Here is a 17,469-nt window from a genome sequence, read left to right as displayed (position 1 = left end):
TTGCCAAGGCCATAATCACCGGCGTCGAGAATAGTTCCTTTCCTGATTTAGCTCGCTATTTACCCCGGATAGGCGCAGCAATCGACCTTCCCCCGGTCGATTCTGCATCGGCTTCCTCGAGTAAAAGTAGGTCCCCATGTCCGCGGATTCAACCGACGTGCCGAACGTCCTCATTGTCGAGGACGAAATGATGCTGCGCATGCGCGCCGTCGATATCGTGGAGGATGCCGGGTTTCATTCGGTCGAAGCCGTCAATGCCGACGAGGCGATGTCGATCCTGGAATCTCGCTCGGACATTTCGCTGCTGTTTACCGACATTCAAATGCCCGGAACCATGGACGGCCTGAAGCTCGCCCACACGGTGCACAGCCGCTGGCCCGATATCAAGATCATCCTGGTCTCAGGCCAGGTGAAGCCATCCGAGGCGGAACGGCCGGTCGACAGCCGCTTCTTCGGCAAACCGCTTGGGATGCAGCAGATGATCACCGAATTGCAGACCATGGTCGGGCACGGCGCACTCAAGATCGTTGCGAGACCGGTCATTCCGCCGGAAGAAGAGGTCGTTCAAACAGCAGCAGCAATTCGTTCTACAGCGCTAATTCACGTGGCGGTGCCGATCGAGCCGCCGCTCTCGGCGCACGAGGCCGTGCTGTCGGCGGAAAATGACAGCCTTCGGGTGTTGCTCGAACAGGCCGGCATCGATGCCAAGGTGCTGCTGGCGCAGGCCGGAATCGACGCCAAGGAGCGCGAGGCTGCCGACAAACTGCAGAAGCTGATCCTGGGTGAACTGCATCATCGCATCAAGAATACGCTGGCCACCGTAAGCGCCATCGCGTCGCAAAGCTTCCGCGCCGCGCCTAGTATCGAGCACGGCCAGCAGGCCATGGAGGGCCGGCTCGCCGCGCTCGGCCGCGCCCACGATCTGCTGATGCAGATCAGCTGGTCCAATGCCAGCCTCACCCACACCTTCAGCGGCGCGACTGAGCCGTTCGAAAGCCAGGGCGCCCGGCGCTTTCACTTCAACGGGCCGGATATCCGGGTCACTTCGGGCGCCGTCATAGCGCTGGCGATGACGTTCAACGAGCTCTGCACCAACACCACGAAATTCGGCGCGCTCTCGATCCCGACCGGGCGCGTCGAGATCGCCTGGACCATCGACGACGACAAGCAGCGGCTGCATTTGACCTGGACCGAAAGGGGCGGCCCGCCGGTCAAGCCGCCGGAACGCCGCAGCTTCGGCACCCGCATGATGGAGTCGCTCGGCCAGCAATTGAACGGCCAGGTGCAGCTTTCCTACGCTCCCACCGGTTTCGTGTACGCGCTGGATGTGCCGCTTGGCTCGCTGATCGCTGCGGCGTGACGATCGCCATCGTCGTCATGCGCTAAGGCCGTCGAAGTGTTTTCCGCCGAACCGCATTCGACGGCTCGTCGCTGGTCAGCCCGGCGGCCTGCTGCAACTCGTGCCGGAATTCGTCGCGCCGTTCGTGAATCGAGGCGATGACCAGTCCCGTGGCCTGTCCCAACCCGATCAATGCCGCTTCCGACAATTGCAGGCTGGCCTCGATGGTTTCCGGCACGGCGTCGGTGACGCCGATTCGATAGAGGTGGCGTGCGTGGGCGGCGTCGCGGGCGCGCGAAACGATCACGATGTCGCTTCGCAGCGCGCGCACCTGCCGCACGACTTCGTCGATCGCGTCCGCCGCGGCAACCGTCACGATCACGGCCTTGGCGTCCATCACCCCGCAAGTCCTGAGAAATTCCGGGAGCGTGGCGTCGCCGTAATAGACCTCGCGGCCGCTTCGCCGCTGTTCGGGCACGGCGGCGGCGTCACTATCGACGGCAAGATAGGGACAGCCGTGCCGGTCCAGCATGGTGCAGACGACCTGTCCGACCCGGCCATGGCCGACGACGATGGCATGTCCGGTGATGCCGGCCGGCGCGACGGCGAGTTCCGGATCGATCACCTTGGGCTCCCGGAACCTCGGCGCCAGGCGCCGCGCGGCCAGCGCCAGCGCCGGAATCAGTGCCATGGTGATCGACGTCACCGTCAAGATGAAGCTGGACGCATCGAAGGCGACCAGCCCGAGCGAGGTGGCGAGGCCGATGCCGACGAACGCGAACTCGCCGCCGGGGCCGAGCAGAAGACTGGTTTCGATCGCAGTGGGCCAGGGCAGGCGGAAGATGCGGGCGAGGCCGATCATCAGGACCGACTTGATGACGATCAGCCCGACGACGGAAGTAACAAGCAGCAACGGCTGGCGGATGAGCTCGCGAATGTCGATACTCATGCCGACGGTAAAGAAGAATATTCCTAGCAGCAGGCCCTTGAAGGGGCCGATGGTGGTTTCGATCGCCTTGCGGAATTCGGTCTCGGCGAGCAAAAGACCCGCGACGAACGCTCCCAGCGCCATCGAAAGTCCGGCAAGCGCCGCGGCGAAGCCGGCGCCGATAATTGCAAACAGCGCCGCCGCTACGAACAGCTCAGGGGAGCCGGTGGAAGCGACCAGCCGAAACAGCGGTCGCAACAGCAGGCGGCCGACGATCACGATCGCTGCAAGGGCCAGCGTTGCATTCACGAAGGCGAAGCCGATGTTGGTCATCACCGAGCTGTCTGTCCGGCTTCCGATGATGGAGACCAGCAGCAGCATCGGAGCCACGGCCAGATCCTGCGCCAGCAGAACGGCGAAGCTGGTGCGGCCGGCGGTGGTGGCCAGCCGGCCATGGTTGGAAAGCACCTCGATGACGATCGCGGTCGAAGACAAGGCAAGGCTCGCGCCGATAATGATCGATACCGTGGGCGAGTTGCCGAACAGGCTGGCGATACCGCCGATCACGGCCGTGGTGAGGATGATCTGCAGGCTTCCGAGCCCAAATACCAGGCGGCGCATGAGCTTGAGACGTTCAAACGACAGTTCCATGCCGATGATGAACAGCAGGAAGACCACCCCGAGCTCGGCAATGCCGGCGACGTTCCTGGCGTCAACCACCGTCACCCAGTACAGGAACGGAAAGGTCTTGATGAGCGAGCCCAGTCCGAGCGGGCCCAGCACCGCCCCTGCCGCGAGGTAGCCCAGCACAGGACTGATCCCGAAGCGGCGTACCAGGGGAACGACGATGCCGGCCGTTCCCAGCACCACCAGCGCATCGCTGTAGACCTCGATATTGATCGGCGCAGCCACTTGCTTCCCTTCCGGTCGAACCGTTCAATCCGTACAGGATTACGCGGCGTGAACCTATTCAAAGGTCATGCCACGCCGGATCAGTTCGCCGCGCAATAGCTGGTTACAGGCCTGTTGCCGCCTTTACAGAATCCGGGACGTCTTGTCGCCCCAGTACCGGTCGCGCAGCAGCCGCTTGTAGAGCTTGCCGGTCGGCAACCGCGGCAGTTCCGCCTCGAAGTCGATCGAGCGCGGCACTTTCTGGCGCGACAGCGACTGGCTGCAGAAGGCGATCAGTTCGTCGGCCAGATCAGCGCTGGGCGTAATGCCCGGCATCGGCTGCACCACGGCCTTCACCTCCTCGCCGAGATCGGCATTGGGCACGCCGAACACGGCGGCGTCCGCAATCTTGGGATGGGTGATCAGCAGGTTCTCGCATTCCTGCGGGTAGATATTGACGCCGCCGGAGATGATCATGAAGGTCGCGCGGTCGGTCAGGTACAGAAAATTGTCCTTGTCGACATAGCCGACGTCGCCGACCGTGCTCATGCTGCCGTCAGGCGAGCGCGCCTCCTGGGTCTTGTTCGGATCGTTGAAATATTCGAACGGCGTCGCGGTCTTGAACCAGACCGTGCCCGGCGTGCCGATCGGGCAAGGCTTCATGTCCTCATCGAGAATGTGGAGATCGCCGAGCAGCACGCGGCCGACGCTGCCTCTATGCGCCAGCCATTCCTCGCTGTTGCAGGCGGTAAAGCCGAGGCCTTCGGTGGCGCCGTAATATTCGTGGATGATCGGGCCCCACCATTTGATCATGTCTTCCTTCACCGCCGCCGGGCACGGCGCTGCGGCATGGATCGCGATCTCGAGCGACGACAGGTCATGGCCGTTGCGCTTGGCCTCCGGCAGCTTCAACATGCGCGAGAACATGGTCGGCACCAGCTGGGTATGAGTGACGCCCCATTGCTCGATCAAATCGAGGTAATGCTCGGGATCGAACTGCTCCATGATGATGACGGTGGCGCCGCTCTTGATCGCGAGATTGACGGCGGCCTGCGGCGCCGAATGATATAGCGGCGCCGGCGACAGATAGATCATGCCTTCACGGTACTGCCAGAGCTTGATCAGGAAATCGAACAGCGGAAGCTGCTGCGTCGCCGGCTGTTCCGGCAGCGGTCGCAAAATGCCCTTTGGCCGTCCGGTGGTGCCGGACGAATAGAGCATCGCGGTGCCGACATATTCGTCCGCGATCGGCGTGCCGGGCAGTCCCGCCGTGGCTTCGCGCAGGCCGACGATGCGGTCGCTCTCGCCGGGGCCGTCGACCACGATGCAGAGCTCGACCTTCGGGCACTCCTTGAGCGCCTCGCGCGCGACGTCGAGTTTTGCGACGGAGGTAAAAAGCACGCGGGAGTCGCTGTTGCCGACGATGTAGGCGAGTTCGCCCGGCGTCAAATATGAATTGATACAGGTGTAGTACAGCCCGGAGCGCTCGCCGGCGCCGCAGGTTTCCAGATAGCGGCTGTTGTTTTCCATGAAGATCGCATAGTGATCGAGCCGCTTCAGGCCGAGATTGCGCAACAGATGCGCGAGGCGATTGCTCCGCGCCTCCAGCTCGCGATAGGTCACGGTCTCGCCGGATCCCGCCATGATGAAAGCGGGCTGCAGGGGACGCAGATGAGCATGTTTGCCGGTGTACATTTTTTCTCCAGTCTCTCAGGCGGCCATAACGAGAATTTCGCGCAATTGCGCTGACGAATCGATCTTGCGCGGGTTGCGCGGGACCCACGGCGTCCCCATTGCCTGCTCGGCGATGCGGTCGAAATGCTCGGGGCCGATCCGAACGTCCTGCAGGCTGCGCGGCATGCCGAGCCCGCGAATGAAGGCATCGAGCACGTCGCCGGCATCCTGGCCGGGCTGGCCCATCGCCGCCGATACCAGCGCCTGCCGCTCCGCGTTGACGGATTTGTTCCAGCGCATCACCGAGGGCAGCATCACGCAGGAGGTGTAGCCGTGCGGGACGTCGAACACGGCGCCGAGCACATAGCCGATGCCGTGGCTGGCGCCCATCGGCACGCCGGACGACAACGGCCCCATCGAAAGCCAGGTGCCGATCTGGCAATCCATCCTTGCGTCGAGATCGCCGGGGTCGGCCTTCACCCGCGGCAGCCCTTGCGCCAGCATCGACAATCCCTTGATCGCCTGGGCGTCGGCGTAGGGATGCGCCTCGCGCGAACAAATGCCTTCGACGCAGTGATCGACGGCGCGGATGCCGGTCGACAGGAACAGCCATTCCGGCGTGTGCACGGTCAGCGCGGGATCGAGGATTGTCGCGCGCGGCATCACCAGCGGATGGGCCAGCCGCTCCTTGACCTTGGTGCGTTCGTTGGTGACGCCCGCAATGGCGCTGAATTCGCCGCCCGCGATCGTGGTGGGCACGCTGATCTGGCGCACGGTCGGTGGATTCATTCTGGGCGAGCCGCCCTTGTGGTCGCGGACCCTGTCGATATCCTCGACATCACGAACATCGTTGGCGAGGCAGATCTGCACCGCCTTGGCGCCGTCGGTGATGGAGCCGCCGCCGACCGTGACGATGAGGTCGGCGTCGGCGGCGCGGGCCTGTTCGGACGCCGCGATCACAGCGGCGCGCGGCGTGTGCGCCGGCATCGCATCGAACGTACCGACGCAACGCGAGCCCAGCGCGGCCTTGATCTTGTCGATCTCGCCGGTTTCACGGTTCAGCGTGCCGCTGACCATCAGGAACGCGCGGCTGACGCCGAGCCGGTCGACCTGGGCCACGATCGCCTCGGCGGCGGCGGTTCCAAAAACCACCTCGTCCATGGCGCCGAACACGACACGTCCCTTGTGCACGATTGTCCTCCCGCAAGTCCTGGTCTTGTTGCGACCGTTGCAGGCAATCTAGCGGAGTCCGGGGGGAGGGAAACCAGAAATCCTGCACAATTCCCCCGGAGGGGCCCTGGAGGGGAGGGTAAGCGTCACGCGCGCGGCTTCCGCTAGTCCAGCAACTCCACAACCTCCGCCAGCGACACCGGCCGCTGCGAAAGCACCAGTTCCGCCGCTTCGCGTTCGTCATCGCCGGGCGCCAGCGGGTCCTGCGCGCCTAGTCGATGGTCGAGGACCAGACGCGCATAGAGCGCGCGGCGGGCATCGGCGCCCGGCTGGGCGGCTTCCCAGGTCATCAGGATGGCGCTGGTGATGTGATAGAGCGCGCTTGCCGCCTGCCGCGCATTGGCTTCCAGCGCCGGCTCGGCCGCGACGCGCTCGACCAGTGTCAGTGTCCGCGCCAGCGCGGTGCGCAGGCGGTCGCGAAACGCGGCGGGGATGGAGCGGGCGTGATCGAGCAGGTTGGTCAGCGCGACCGCCAGCGTGCGGTGCGTTCGGCTCTTGCCGACCGCCCGGGTGACGATATCGAGCGCGTTGATGTTGCTGGTGCCCTCCCAGAGCACGCCGACATGGGCATCGCGGATCAGCCTCGCATGCACCCACTCCTCGATGTAGCCGTTGCCGCCGCGGACCTCCATGGAGCCTGTCGCCACCGGAATATTGTCGCGGCAGGCGCGGAACTTCAAAAGCGGCGTCAGGATGCGCAGGCAGTCCTCGGCCGGCCGCGAGCCGGCAGTGGCGCGGTCCATGGCGCTGGCGGCAAACAGGAACATCGACAGCGACTGTTCGGCGGGAACGATGATCTTGAGCAACTGGCGGCGCAGCAGCGGATATTGGATGATGGTCTTGCCGAACGCCACGCGATGGCGCGCGCAGATCATCGCCTCGTTGACGCAGCGCCGCATCATCGCCGCGGCGCGAACGCCATGCGACAGCCGCGACAGATTGACCTGCTCCATCATCTGCTTGAGGCCGCGATCGGCCTCGCCGACCATCCAGGCCTCGGCGCCCTCCAGCAGAATCTCGCCCGACGCCATCGACCGCGTGCCGAGCTTGTCCTTGAGGCGAACGATGCGATAGGCGTTGCGGCTGCCGTCCCTGAGACGGCGCGGCATCGCGAACAGCGCGAGTCCTCTGGTGCCGGACGGCGCGCCCTCGGGCCGCGCCAGCAGCAGTGCGACATCGGCGTCGGCATGCGAGCAGAACCATTTGTCGCCGGTGAGCCGCCATATGCCGTCGACCTTGCGGGCCGTGGTTTCGATGCCGCCGACGTCGGAGCCGCCTGACCGTTCGGTCATGAACTGCGTGCCCTTCCACATCGTGGCGAGGTCGCCGGACAGCATCTTCGGCAGCAGATAATCCTGCAACTCGCGGCTGGCAAATTTGCGGATCAGATGGATCGAGGTGTCGGTGACGCTGATCGGGCACATCAGCCCGAACTCGGCCTGCACGAACAGATATTGCAGCGCGTATTTGGCCACCGCCGGCAATGGGCGGTCCATGCCGAGCGTACCGGCGCGGTGGCTCATGGCGTGGAACTGGAAGTCGCCGAACGCGATCGCCTCCATGTCGCGGTAGGAGGAATGGTAGTCGATCCAGTCCTCGTCGCGGCCGAAGCGGTCGCGCGCCTGCAGCGCCGGCGGGTGCTTGTCGGCGGTTCTGGCGAGTTCGTCGAGTTGGCCGCCGGCCAGCGCGCCGAGCCGGTCGAAGTGAGGTTCGAGCCGGGAGAAGTCGTGGGGTTGCAGATACAGCCGGAGCAGGTCGCGCAGCCCGCGGTCGATGGCATAGAAATTCTGTCCCGCACCGTCAGGCGCGATGCGATCGGCGCCGCCGGACGATGGGTGGGAAGCAGGCGCGTGCATGGGGCGGACCTCGTTCTCGATAGCCGGGCGCACATGATGTGCCACAGGAAATGCTCAACCGCAGGGATATTGCCATGGTATCATCGCCGATATCGCGACGCTGAGCATCAACGATTTCGCGCCGTATCTCAATGCCGTCTTCGAAATGAGGGCACCGGGCGGCATAGTGCCGCTGAAGGCTCGACAAGACGGAATCCTCGGGGCTGGCGATCCGCGAGGGCCCGATCCCAATGAAATCGTGCGCGTTCCCGGGGTAAAATATCGTGCTCGGAACTCAAGAAAATGGAGAGACAAGAATGAGGTTGCGATTGTTGTCGGCCGGCGTTGCGGCATGCGGCCTTGTGCTGGCGGTTCCGGTGTCGGCGCAGGGCGTCAAGATCGGCATCCTGAACGACCAGTCGGGCGTCTATGCGGATTACGGCGGCAAGTGGTCGTTCGAGGCGGCGAAGATGGCGGTCGAGGATTTCGGCGGCAGCGTGTTCGGCCACAGGATCGAGATCGTCTCCGCCGACCATCAGAACAAACCCGACCTCGGCGTCAGCATCGCGCGGCGCTGGTATGAATTCGAGAACGTCGACATGATCACCGAGCTGACGACCTCGTCGGTCGCCCTCGCGGTGCACGATTTGTCGAAGCAGATGAAGAAGATCGACATCGTGGTGGGGGCTGCGACTTCGCGCCTGACCGGCGATGCCTGCCAGCCCTGGGGATTCCACTGGGCCTACGACACCCGCGCGCTGGCGTACGGCACCGGCCGATCGCTGGTGGATGCGGGCGGCGATACCTGGTTCTTCATGACCGCCGACTACGCCTTCGGCTATGCGCTGGAAAAGGACACCGGCGATTTCGTCAGGGCCAAGGGCGGCAAGGTCCTGGGCCAGGTTCGCATCCCGCTGAACTCTTCCGACCTCTCGTCGTTCCTGCTGCAGGCGCAAAGCTCGAAAGCGAAAATCATCGGGCTCGCCAATGCCGGCCTCGACACCACCAACTCGATCAAGCAGGCGGCCGAGTTCGGCATCGTCAAGAGCGGCCAGAAGCTGGCCGGGTTGTTGCTGACGCTGGCCGAAGTGCACGGCCTCGGCCTCGAAGCCGCGCAGGGGCTGGTGCTGACCGAGGGCTATTACTGGGATCGCGACGACAGGAGCCGCGAACTCGCCGAGCGTTTCTTCAAGCGCACCGGCCGGATGCCGAACATGATCCAGGCCGGCACCTATTCGGCGACGCTGGCGTACCTGAAGGCAGTCAAGGCCGCCGGCACCAAGGACACCGAAGCGGTAGCGAAGAAGCTGAAGGAGCTTCCGGTCGACGACCAGTTCGCGCAAGGCGGCAAGGTGCTGGAAAACGGCCGCATGGTGCACGACCTCTATCTGTTCGAAGTCAAGAAGCCGTCGGAGTCCAAGAAGCCCTGGGACTACTACCAGCAGCTCGCGGTGGTGCCGGGCGACAAGGCGTTCCCGTCGGCAAAGGATAGCGGGTGCCCGCTGACGAAATGATCGCGGCGACGGTTTGATCGCGGGCGAGCCCTGATGCGCCGCGCCGTCTCCTTGCAGGGACGGCGCGGCGAATGGTGGAATTTGAGCACTGCGCCGCTCGTTGAGCATCGGCCGCCCTCACATCTTCTCAACCCCGTAGTTTTACGGGAAAAACAGGGCGTTCAGATGAAACTGATTGCTGGTAATTTGGCTGCGGAAAATGGAGAGATACAGCAACAGCATAGTCAGGCTAACAAGATGGCCAATAGCGAAGCCGAGCCGTTACATCGATACCCGATGTTTCAAACATCAGATCCGGAGGTGTTGCGGCATTACGGTTCGACGTTGCTTGGCGCGGTCCGGATCGATCTGGGCAACACCGCCGACTTCCGCGCGCGGGTAAATTTGGTCAGCCTGCCCGACATCGGCCTGGCGTATGGCGCCACCAGCTGCGATCTCGCCGCGGATCTGCTGGAGGCGGATTTCATCCGGCTTCAAATCCCGCTCAAGGGCCGCGCGGCGATTTCAGCCGAGGGCCGGGTGACCGCCATCGATGCCGGCCGGTTCGCGATCACTGCGGCCGGCGTCACCTCTCGTTCGGCTTGCGAGGCCGGACATGAACGTCTCACGCTCCGGATCGACCCGGAAAGGTTGTTGCACAAGCTGACGGCGATTCTGGGCGTCAAGCCGAGGGGAGAGATGAGGTTTGATCCCGCGCTCGACGCGAACGAGCCGTACGCGCGGGGTTTGTACCAATTGCTGCATTTCCTGTCGCACCAACTGGATTCGGCGGCGTCGAGCATGCCCGTGGCCGCATGCCGGGAGCTCGAACAGGCGGTGCAGATTTCTTTTCTCTGGGCGGGCCGGCACACCTTCAGGCATCTGCTGGAAATGCAGGACAAGGAGGCTGCGCCCGTTGTTGTCCGGCGACTTGAGGAATTCATTGAAGCCCATTGGCACGAGGCGATCACGATCGACCGGTTGGTGGCCGAAGCCGGCGTCAGCGCGCGATCCATCTTCAGGGCGTTCGATCGCAGCCGGGGCTATTCGCCGATGGCCTTCGCCAGGTTGATCCGGCTAAGGCGCGCGCGAGAGATGCTGATGGCGGGCGGCCCCAGCGTCAGGGTGACCGCGATCGCGTTCAAATGCAATTTTGTCAGCCCCGGTCGCTTCGCCAGGGACTATCGCGAGGCCTTCGGCGAACTTCCTTCCGAGACCATCTCGCGGACTTGACGGCCATCAGGCTGCGTCACGACGCCTGCACGATCCGCCACACGATCGCACCCAGCGCGCCGGCCCAGAGAATGACACCGGCCAGCGCCTGAATGGCAAAGCCCGGGCCGCGTTTGGCGGCGGCCTTCGAATAGCCGGTCAAATAGAGGCCGCGGCCGGCGATCCAGATCAGGCCGAGCACCGCGGCATAGAGGTCGCCGATATAGATCGCAAACAGCCAGAGCGACGGCAGGAAGATCGGCATCCATTCCAGCGTGTTCATCTGCACGCGAAACACCCGATCGAAATCGAGATGGCCCGAGGTCGCCGGCGCCTTGATGCCGAACGCCACCCGCGCTCTCGACACCTGGATGCCGGTGAAGAAATAGAACAGGATGGCGAGACAGGTGACGAGCGCCGTGAAATGGTACATCGCGGGGATTCCTTCTTGAAGCGTCGCGGACCTAATACCCGGTCATTTCAAGATATCCTAATCCGGCGTGGCTGCCGGCAAAGTGGATCGGGCCTTCCCAATAGGGAAAGCTGGTCCCCATCCAGCTCTTGGCATTCAGCGGCGTGGTTTCGATGGCAAGGCCGCGGGCGGGAATGGCGACGCGCCATGCGGTCGGAATCTTGCGGCCGGCGACGTCGGTCATCCCAATCGGCGTGATGCTGTTGTCGGCCGATGCTATTTCGACCGAGCGGCCGTCGGGCGCGATCCAGTTGCCGAACATCTTGTTGCGGCCGTCCTGCTGGCGCAGCCAGTATAGCATCAGTTTTTCTCCCGTATTCAGATGCAGCGAGAACCAGTCCCATCCGGTCTGGTCCGGGCCAAGCGGCTGGCTGCTCCATTCCCGGTCCATCCAGGCCAGGCCGGTGACATCGACGGGCCTGTCGCCGATGCTGATAAGGCCGCTAACGTTGAAAAACGGCTGGCTGTAATAATACGACGCCTGTCCGCGGTCCGATTTCCGGCTGTAGCCGGCGTCTCCCTGCAGCACCAGCGACCGGTCGGCGTCGAGCCGCAGCGCGTAGGAAAAGTCGGAGCCCGACGCCTTGAGGTCGAGCGGCGCCAACGTGGCGTCGAGCATGCCATCAAGCCCGCGCATGTCCCAGCCATCGATCCAGGCGTGAAAAGGTTTTGTCTCGACGCCGGCCTGGCCGACGCCACCGCGCGCAAAGGCTTCGCCATATCGGTGCGTTTCCGCCGATGTCACCGCGGCATGGCCCATCCAGATCTGCTGGTTGGCCCAGCCTGGCTGCTGCGTGCCCGGCCGGATGGCCTGGCGAAACAGCGTCCACTGCGCGCCATAGGCAGCACCGCTGGCATCCCTCAGATTCGCCGTCACGTACCACCATTCGATACGGAATTCCGGATGCGGGCCGTGATCGGCGGGAAACGTAAAGGTCCTGCCGGGCACCACGGTTGCAAACCCTTCCGCGTTCTCGCCGAGCCCGGCAAAACCCTGCGCACGTGCTGCTCCACCGCCGAGCCCGAGCAGGGCAAGTCCGCCGGCGAAGGCGCGGCGCGATAGTTTGATGCTAGCGTTCATCGGCGAAAATCTTGATCAGGCTGGCCGGCTGCATGCGCGCCAGTTTCAGCACGGGAAGCAGGGCGGCCAGCAGCGAGGCCGCCATCGCGACACCCAGCAGTTCGAGCAGTTGCAGCGGGAATACGTGAAACGGCAGCCGCCAGCCGAACGCCTTGACGTTCACCACCGCGATCAGGCACCACGCCACCAGGAGGCCGAGCGGCAGCGCCAGCAGCGCCGTGATCAGCGCCACCGACATGGTCTTGACCAGCTCGATCGCGGCCAGCCGCCGCCGCGTGATTCCGATCGCCCATAACGGCGCCAGCTGCGGCAGTCGGGAATTGCTCAGGGTCAGCAAGCTGGTCAGCAGTGCGATGCCGGCCACCCCGAGAGTAAAAGTGTTGAGCGCTGCGGTCACCGCAAAGGTTCGGCTGAAAATCCGCTTCGACTCGGCCTTCATGGTGGCCTGATCCGCGAGGCTGCGGTCACCGAGGCCGAATTTTTCACGCATTGCCGATAGCAGCGCCGGAATCTCCGGCGGCGCGACCCGCAGGCCGAACCTCGTGGCGGGGATGCCGGGAAAGCGCCGGGTCAGCGCGGCGTAGTTGACGGTGATCTGGCCCTTCGGGTTGCCGTAATCGGCATAGATGCCGACGATCTCGAGCGGCCAGTTGCCGCCGGGCGCGGGCACCTCGATGCGGTCGCCGAGCCCGAGTTTCAGACGCCGGGCCAGTTGTTCGCTGATCAGGGCTGTATCGCCCGGCCGCAGCCGAACCCAGGCATTGCCGCTGGATTCCAGCAGCGGCCAGTGCTCGCTGTAGGTGGCGTGGTCGGGCAGGCCCAGCACCTCGATCGGGGCGCCGCGAAATTGCGCGTCGGCGCGGCCGCCGGGAAGGATCGCCTCGACTTCGGGGCGCGCACGCAGCCAGGCCCTGATCGCGGTCGCCTGCGCATCGTCTTTGGCGCTGACATAGACATCCGCCGCCAGCCGGCCGTCGAGCCAGCCGACAAACGTCCGGCTGAAACTTTCCACCATGGTGCCGACGCCGACATTGACGGCGAGCGCGAGTAGCAGCGCCATCAGCGCCAGCGAGAGTCCCGAGAGTTGCTGCCGGCTATCGGCCCAGAACCAGACCGCGAGCGGGCGGCGCGCGCTGCGCTGGCCCAGCGACAGCACGCGCTCCAGGATCGCCGGCAGCATAAGTGCTGCGGCCAGCAGCAGGGCCGCGAGCACGGCGAACCCTGACAGCAGCGAGTCGCCATACCACAGCAGGAAACCAGCGGTGGCGAACACCGCGAGCGCGACCGCGCTCTGCAGTATCAGCCAGCGCTGCTGTGCCTGTTGCCAGGCCTGCGGCTGCGCCGCCACCAGCACCGGAAGGCGGGCGGCTTTCAACAGGCTCGCGGCCGCCGCCGCCAAGGCGCCGAGCACCGAGATCGCGAGGCCGGCGATCCACCATTCGCTCCGCAGCGTCAATTGCCCGGGAATCTGCGCGCCATAGAGCCCGCGCAACGATGCCGCGACATCGGGCAACAGGGAAGCCGCGATGAAGTAACCGCACACCAGTCCCATGACGCCCGCGATCAGCGCCAGCGCCACCAGCTCGATCACCAGCACCGCGTTCAGCATCCGCGCCGACACCCCGCAGGCGCGCAGCGTTCGCAGCATCGGCCGCCGCTGCTCGAAGGCCAACCCGATCGCCGAGTTGACGATGAACAGTCCGACCACGAATGACAGCAGGCCGAACGCCGTCAGATTGAGGTGGAAACTGTCGGTGAGCCGTTCGAGATCGCTTTCCGCATCCGGCTCGACCAGAAGCAGCCTGTCGCCGGCGACGGCTTCCAGCGCTGCGCGCGGGCCTTTCGTCTTGCCGATCAAGAGCCGCGACATCTGGTCCGGCATGTTCAGGAGTTGCTGGGCGATGCCGATATCGACCACCAGCACGCCAGGCGCCATTTGCGATTGCACGCGCAACGGCGGCAGCAAGGTTCCGCTGCTGGTCGAAGGCCGTGCGCCTTCCGGCAGATTGAGATCGGTGAGCACCTCGCGCGCCACCAGCATTTCGCCCGGCGGCGTCACGAAGGACTGCAGGCCTGATCGACCGACCGTCGGCGCGTCGCCGACCTCGCCGGGCAGCGTGACCGGTTCGATGCCCAGCAGCCTGAACGCGCGTCCACCGATCTGAATGCGGCCTTCGAGCACGGGTGACACATTCCAGCCGGCGCGGCGCAGTTCGACAAACAGTGCCTGCGGAAAGGCCGCATCGTCGCGGCCGACCAGCATGGCGGTTCGCGCGCCGCCGAAGGTCGCGGCGGCGCGGTCGTAACTGCTGCGCGCCTGCGCGTTCAGCGCCTGCACGCCGCTCCACAGCGCGGTCGCCGAGATCAGTCCGATCAGCAGGGTCGCCAGTTGCATCGGGTGCCGCCGCCAGTGACTGAGCAGAACCGCAAGAATCCACAGCGCCCGGCTCATGCGATCAATCCGGCATGGAGATGGATCCGGCGGTCGAGCGTGGCGGCGAGCCGCTCGCTGTGCGTCACCATCAGGAAGCCGCAGCCGGTTCGCGCCACCAGATCGCGGGTTAGCGCCAGCACCTCATCCGCGGTGGCCTCGTCGAGATTGCCGGTCGGCTCGTCGGCGAGCAGCAGCAGCGGTTTTGTCGCCAGCGCGCGGCCGATCGCCACCCGCTGCTGCTGTCCGCCCGACAATTGTTCGGGATAGCGCTGCAACAGCGCGGCGAGCCCGAGCCGTTCCACCAGTTCGGCATGCCAGACGGCGTCATGGCGGCCGGCAATACGGGACTGAAAGGCGAGGTTGTCTTCGACGTTCAGGCTGGGGATCAGATTGAACTGCTGGAACACCAGGCCAAGCCGGTCGCGCCGCAATTCCGCCCGGCCGGCATCACCGAGATCGGCGACGGCGATATCGGCGAGCGTGATCTCGCCGCCATCGGCCGCATCCAACCCGGCGATCAGATGCAGAAGGGTACTCTTGCCGCTGCCGGACTCGCCCGTCAGTGCGACACGCTCGCCGGCCGAAATATCGAGGTTGACGCCGCGCAGCACCGCGACCTGCTCGCCGGCCGAGCGATAGGTCTTGGTCAGGTTCCTGACGCTCAGCACGATGGGATTGCCGGTTGCGATGCCAAGCGGATTCGATGCCTCTTTGAAAGATCGCCCAGTATACCAAGGGCGGGCCGCCAGATCACGGTCTCAATCGTGGCGGCGACGTGATCGTGAAGGCGTTGCCGGGCACTGCGGTCCGTCATCCGTCCGGAAATGCCCGGTTGCGCTGCCGCTTGCCTCACGGGTAGCATCCGGCGAGGCCGATCAACAGGCCAGCTGCCAAAACTCGGGGGACCCCATGACCACGCAACCGACGCTCAAGGGCGCCTGGACCATCACGTTTCTCCTGTTCCTGTTCATGCTGGTCAATTTCGCCGACAAGATCGTGGTCAACCTCGCCGGCGTCCCGATCAAGGCGGAGCTGCAGCTCGACCCCGAGCAGTTCGGCTTCCTGGGATCCTCGTTTTTCTTCCTGTTCTCGATCTCGGCCCTTGCGGTCGGCTTCATCGTCAACCGCATCGATACCCGCTGGGTGCTGCTGGCGATGGCGGTGATCTGGGCCCTGGCCCAGTTCCCGATGGTCGGCACCGTCAGCTTCACCACGCTGGTGGTTTGCCGCATCATCCTCGGCGCCGGCGAGGGGCCGGCGTTCGCCGTGGCGGTGCACGCGCTGTACAAATGGTTCCCGGACGAGAAGCGGACGCTGCCCACCGCGATCCTGGCGCAGGGCTCGGCGTTCGGCGTGATTCTCGCGGTGCCGGCGCTGAACTGGATCATCGTCAATCACAGCTGGCATTATGCGTTCGGCGCGCTCGGCGTGGTCGGCCTGATGTGGGTGGTGGCGTGGCTGGTGATGGGCAGGGAAGGACCGCTGGTGCAGACCGTCGCGATGGCCGCAGCCGATCCCCGTGTGCCCTATTTCCAGCTGCTGACGTCGCGCACTTTCATTGGCTGCTGTGCCGCGGCCTTCGGCTCCTATTGGGCGCTGTCGCTCGGCCTGACCTGGTTCACATCCTTCATCATCGAGGGGCTTGGCTTCACGCAAAAGGATGCGGGATGGATCACGGTCCTGCCCTGGGTGTTCGGCGCCGTCATCGTGCTGCTGGCCGGGTGGATATCGCAGGTAATGCTGACGCGGGGCTTCACCACCCGCGGCGCCCGCGGCGTGCTCGGTTCGGTGCCGCTGATCGTCGGCGGCCTGATCCTGCTGGCGATGCCGCATGTCAACGGCGCCGGCCTGCAGGTCGTGCTGCTGGTGCTCGGACCCGGGCTGTGCGGCGCGATCTATGTGGTCTGTCCGCCGATGCTGGGCGAATTCACGCCGGTGCAGCAGCGCGGCGCGGTGATCGGAATCTACAGCGCGATCTATACCTTCGCCGGAATCCTGGCGCCGTGGGTGATGGGCACCGTGATCAAGCATGCGGCGACCCCGCTCGAAGGCTACATGACCGGCTTCACCATCAACGCGGTCATCATGATCGTATCCGGGTTGCTCGGCCTACTGCTGCTGTGGCCCAACACCGAACGCGCGCGGCTGCTGGCCCAGGCCGCGGCGCAACCGAAATTCGCGTGAGTTCTTCTCCCTCTCCCGCTTGCGGGGGAGGGCCGGGGTGGGGGTGTCTCCGCATGCGCCAGTGCCAGTCGAGAGATTTCCCCCACCCGCCGCGCTCTTGCGAGCGCGTCGACCTCCCCCGCAAGCGGGAGAGGTAAGAATGGAACGAGAAAACACCAAAGGAGACGAGACATGAGCCGCCATCCAGATTTCGTGCCACACGGCGTCATTCCGGCGGCGCTGCTGCCGTTCCACGACGACCTGTCGATCGACGAGCCGGGTTTTCGGGCTCATCTGCGCGACGTAGCCTCCGTGCAGGGACTGTCGGCGATCACGATCAATGCCCACTCGACCGAGGTCGCCTCCTGCACCGACGAGGAGCAACGCCGCGTCATGGCGATCGCTGGCGAGGAAGTCGGCGGCACGCTGCCGGTCATTCACGGTGTCTGGGCCGACGGCAGCCTGCAGGCGGCGCGGATCGCCCGGCAGGCGCAGGACGGCGGCGCCTCGGCGCTCTTGGTGTTTCCGCCGGCGCCCTTCACCCTCGGCCAGTCGCCGGCGATGGCGCTGGCTCACTTCAAGGCCATCGCGGACGCGAGCGATCTGCCCATCATCGTCTTTCAGTACCCGCTCGCGTCAGGGCAGGGCTATCCGGCGGCGACGCTGGAGCGGCTGTTCGACGAAGTGCCGACCATCCGCGCCATCAAGGACTGGACG

General features: G+C 65.0%; 13 protein-coding genes. 5 read left to right on the top strand and 8 right to left on the bottom strand.

What is annotated here, in order from left to right:
• Window positions 1–136 precede the first annotated feature (136 nt).
• The gene (locus Q8N40_RS21720) at window positions 137–1,360 is read left to right on the top strand and encodes an HWE histidine kinase domain-containing protein (RefSeq protein WP_305713260.1); all 1,224 of its coding nucleotides are present in this window, start codon (window positions 137–139) and stop codon (window positions 1,358–1,360) included.
• 22 nt (window positions 1,361–1,382) lie between these two features.
• Here Q8N40_RS21720 and Q8N40_RS21715 read toward each other — a convergent pair whose 3' ends face one another.
• The 4 genes from Q8N40_RS21715 to Q8N40_RS21700 all read right to left on the bottom strand — a co-directional run bounded on the left by Q8N40_RS21715 (window position 1,383) and on the right by Q8N40_RS21700 (window position 7,918).
• A complete protein-coding gene (locus tag Q8N40_RS21715) occupies window positions 1,383–3,179 on the bottom strand; it encodes a cation:proton antiporter (RefSeq protein WP_305713259.1) in 1,797 nt (598 codons plus the stop codon).
• Between the two features lie 123 nt (window positions 3,180–3,302).
• Entirely contained in the window at window positions 3,303–4,853 is a 1,551-nt protein-coding gene (locus Q8N40_RS21710; protein ID WP_305713258.1) for an AMP-binding protein, read from the bottom strand.
• A 15-nt stretch (window positions 4,854–4,868) separates the two neighbouring features.
• Window positions 4,869–6,023, bottom strand: coding sequence for an iron-containing alcohol dehydrogenase (locus tag Q8N40_RS21705; RefSeq protein ID WP_305713257.1), 1,155 nt, complete (start codon window positions 6,021–6,023; stop codon window positions 4,869–4,871).
• Window positions 6,024–6,166: 143 nt separating this feature from the next.
• Complete coding sequence (locus tag Q8N40_RS21700) at window positions 6,167–7,918, bottom strand: acyl-CoA dehydrogenase family protein (protein WP_305713256.1); 1,752 nt, start codon at window positions 7,916–7,918, stop codon at window positions 6,167–6,169.
• Window positions 7,919–8,214: 296 nt separating this feature from the next.
• Here Q8N40_RS21700 and Q8N40_RS21695 point away from each other — a divergent pair, with 296 nt between their 5' ends.
• Window positions 8,215–9,411 carry an ABC transporter substrate-binding protein gene (locus Q8N40_RS21695; protein WP_305713255.1) on the top strand — a complete coding sequence of 399 codons (1,197 nt, stop codon included), beginning with the start codon at window positions 8,215–8,217 and terminating at the stop codon, window positions 9,409–9,411.
• Between the two features lie 33 nt (window positions 9,412–9,444).
• Entirely contained in the window at window positions 9,445–10,623 is a 1,179-nt protein-coding gene (locus Q8N40_RS21690; RefSeq protein ID WP_305713254.1) for an AraC family transcriptional regulator, read from the top strand.
• A gap of 16 nt (window positions 10,624–10,639) precedes the next feature.
• Here Q8N40_RS21690 and Q8N40_RS21685 read toward each other — a convergent pair whose 3' ends face one another.
• From Q8N40_RS21685 to Q8N40_RS21670, 4 genes are read right to left on the bottom strand one after another with little or no spacing between them, the layout of a single operon-like run.
• A complete protein-coding gene (locus Q8N40_RS21685; RefSeq protein ID WP_305321470.1) occupies window positions 10,640–11,035 on the bottom strand; it encodes an MAPEG family protein in 396 nt (131 codons plus the stop codon).
• A gap of 31 nt (window positions 11,036–11,066) precedes the next feature.
• Window positions 11,067–12,155: a lipocalin-like domain-containing protein gene (locus tag Q8N40_RS21680; RefSeq protein WP_305713253.1), complete on the bottom strand. Its 1,089-nt coding sequence runs from the start codon at window positions 12,153–12,155 to the stop codon at window positions 11,067–11,069.
• Window positions 12,145–14,607: an FtsX-like permease family protein gene (locus Q8N40_RS21675; RefSeq protein WP_305713252.1), complete on the bottom strand. Its 2,463-nt coding sequence runs from the start codon at window positions 14,605–14,607 to the stop codon at window positions 12,145–12,147. The genes Q8N40_RS21680 and Q8N40_RS21675 overlap by 11 nt, the downstream gene beginning before the upstream one ends.
• The gene (locus Q8N40_RS21670) at window positions 14,604–15,257 is read right to left on the bottom strand and encodes an ABC transporter ATP-binding protein (protein ID WP_305713251.1); all 654 of its coding nucleotides are present in this window, start codon (window positions 15,255–15,257) and stop codon (window positions 14,604–14,606) included. Before Q8N40_RS21670 ends, Q8N40_RS21675 begins: the two co-directional genes overlap by 4 nt.
• A gap of 241 nt (window positions 15,258–15,498) precedes the next feature.
• Here Q8N40_RS21670 and Q8N40_RS21665 point away from each other — a divergent pair, with 241 nt between their 5' ends.
• Together Q8N40_RS21665 and Q8N40_RS21660 are read left to right on the top strand one after the other, a co-directional pair.
• Window positions 15,499–16,773 carry an MFS transporter gene (locus Q8N40_RS21665; protein ID WP_305713250.1) on the top strand — a complete coding sequence of 425 codons (1,275 nt, stop codon included), beginning with the start codon at window positions 15,499–15,501 and terminating at the stop codon, window positions 16,771–16,773.
• 171 nt (window positions 16,774–16,944) lie between these two features.
• On the top strand, window positions 16,945–17,469 hold a 525-nt coding region (locus Q8N40_RS21660), incomplete at its 3' end, for a dihydrodipicolinate synthase family protein (RefSeq protein ID WP_305713249.1).

Source organism: Bradyrhizobium sp. (assembly GCF_030693485.1).
Classification (GTDB): Bacteria; Pseudomonadota; Alphaproteobacteria; order Rhizobiales; family Xanthobacteraceae; genus Bradyrhizobium.
Note: the sequence above shows the minus strand (reverse complement) of the source record. Positions and strands in the feature narration are given on the sequence as shown.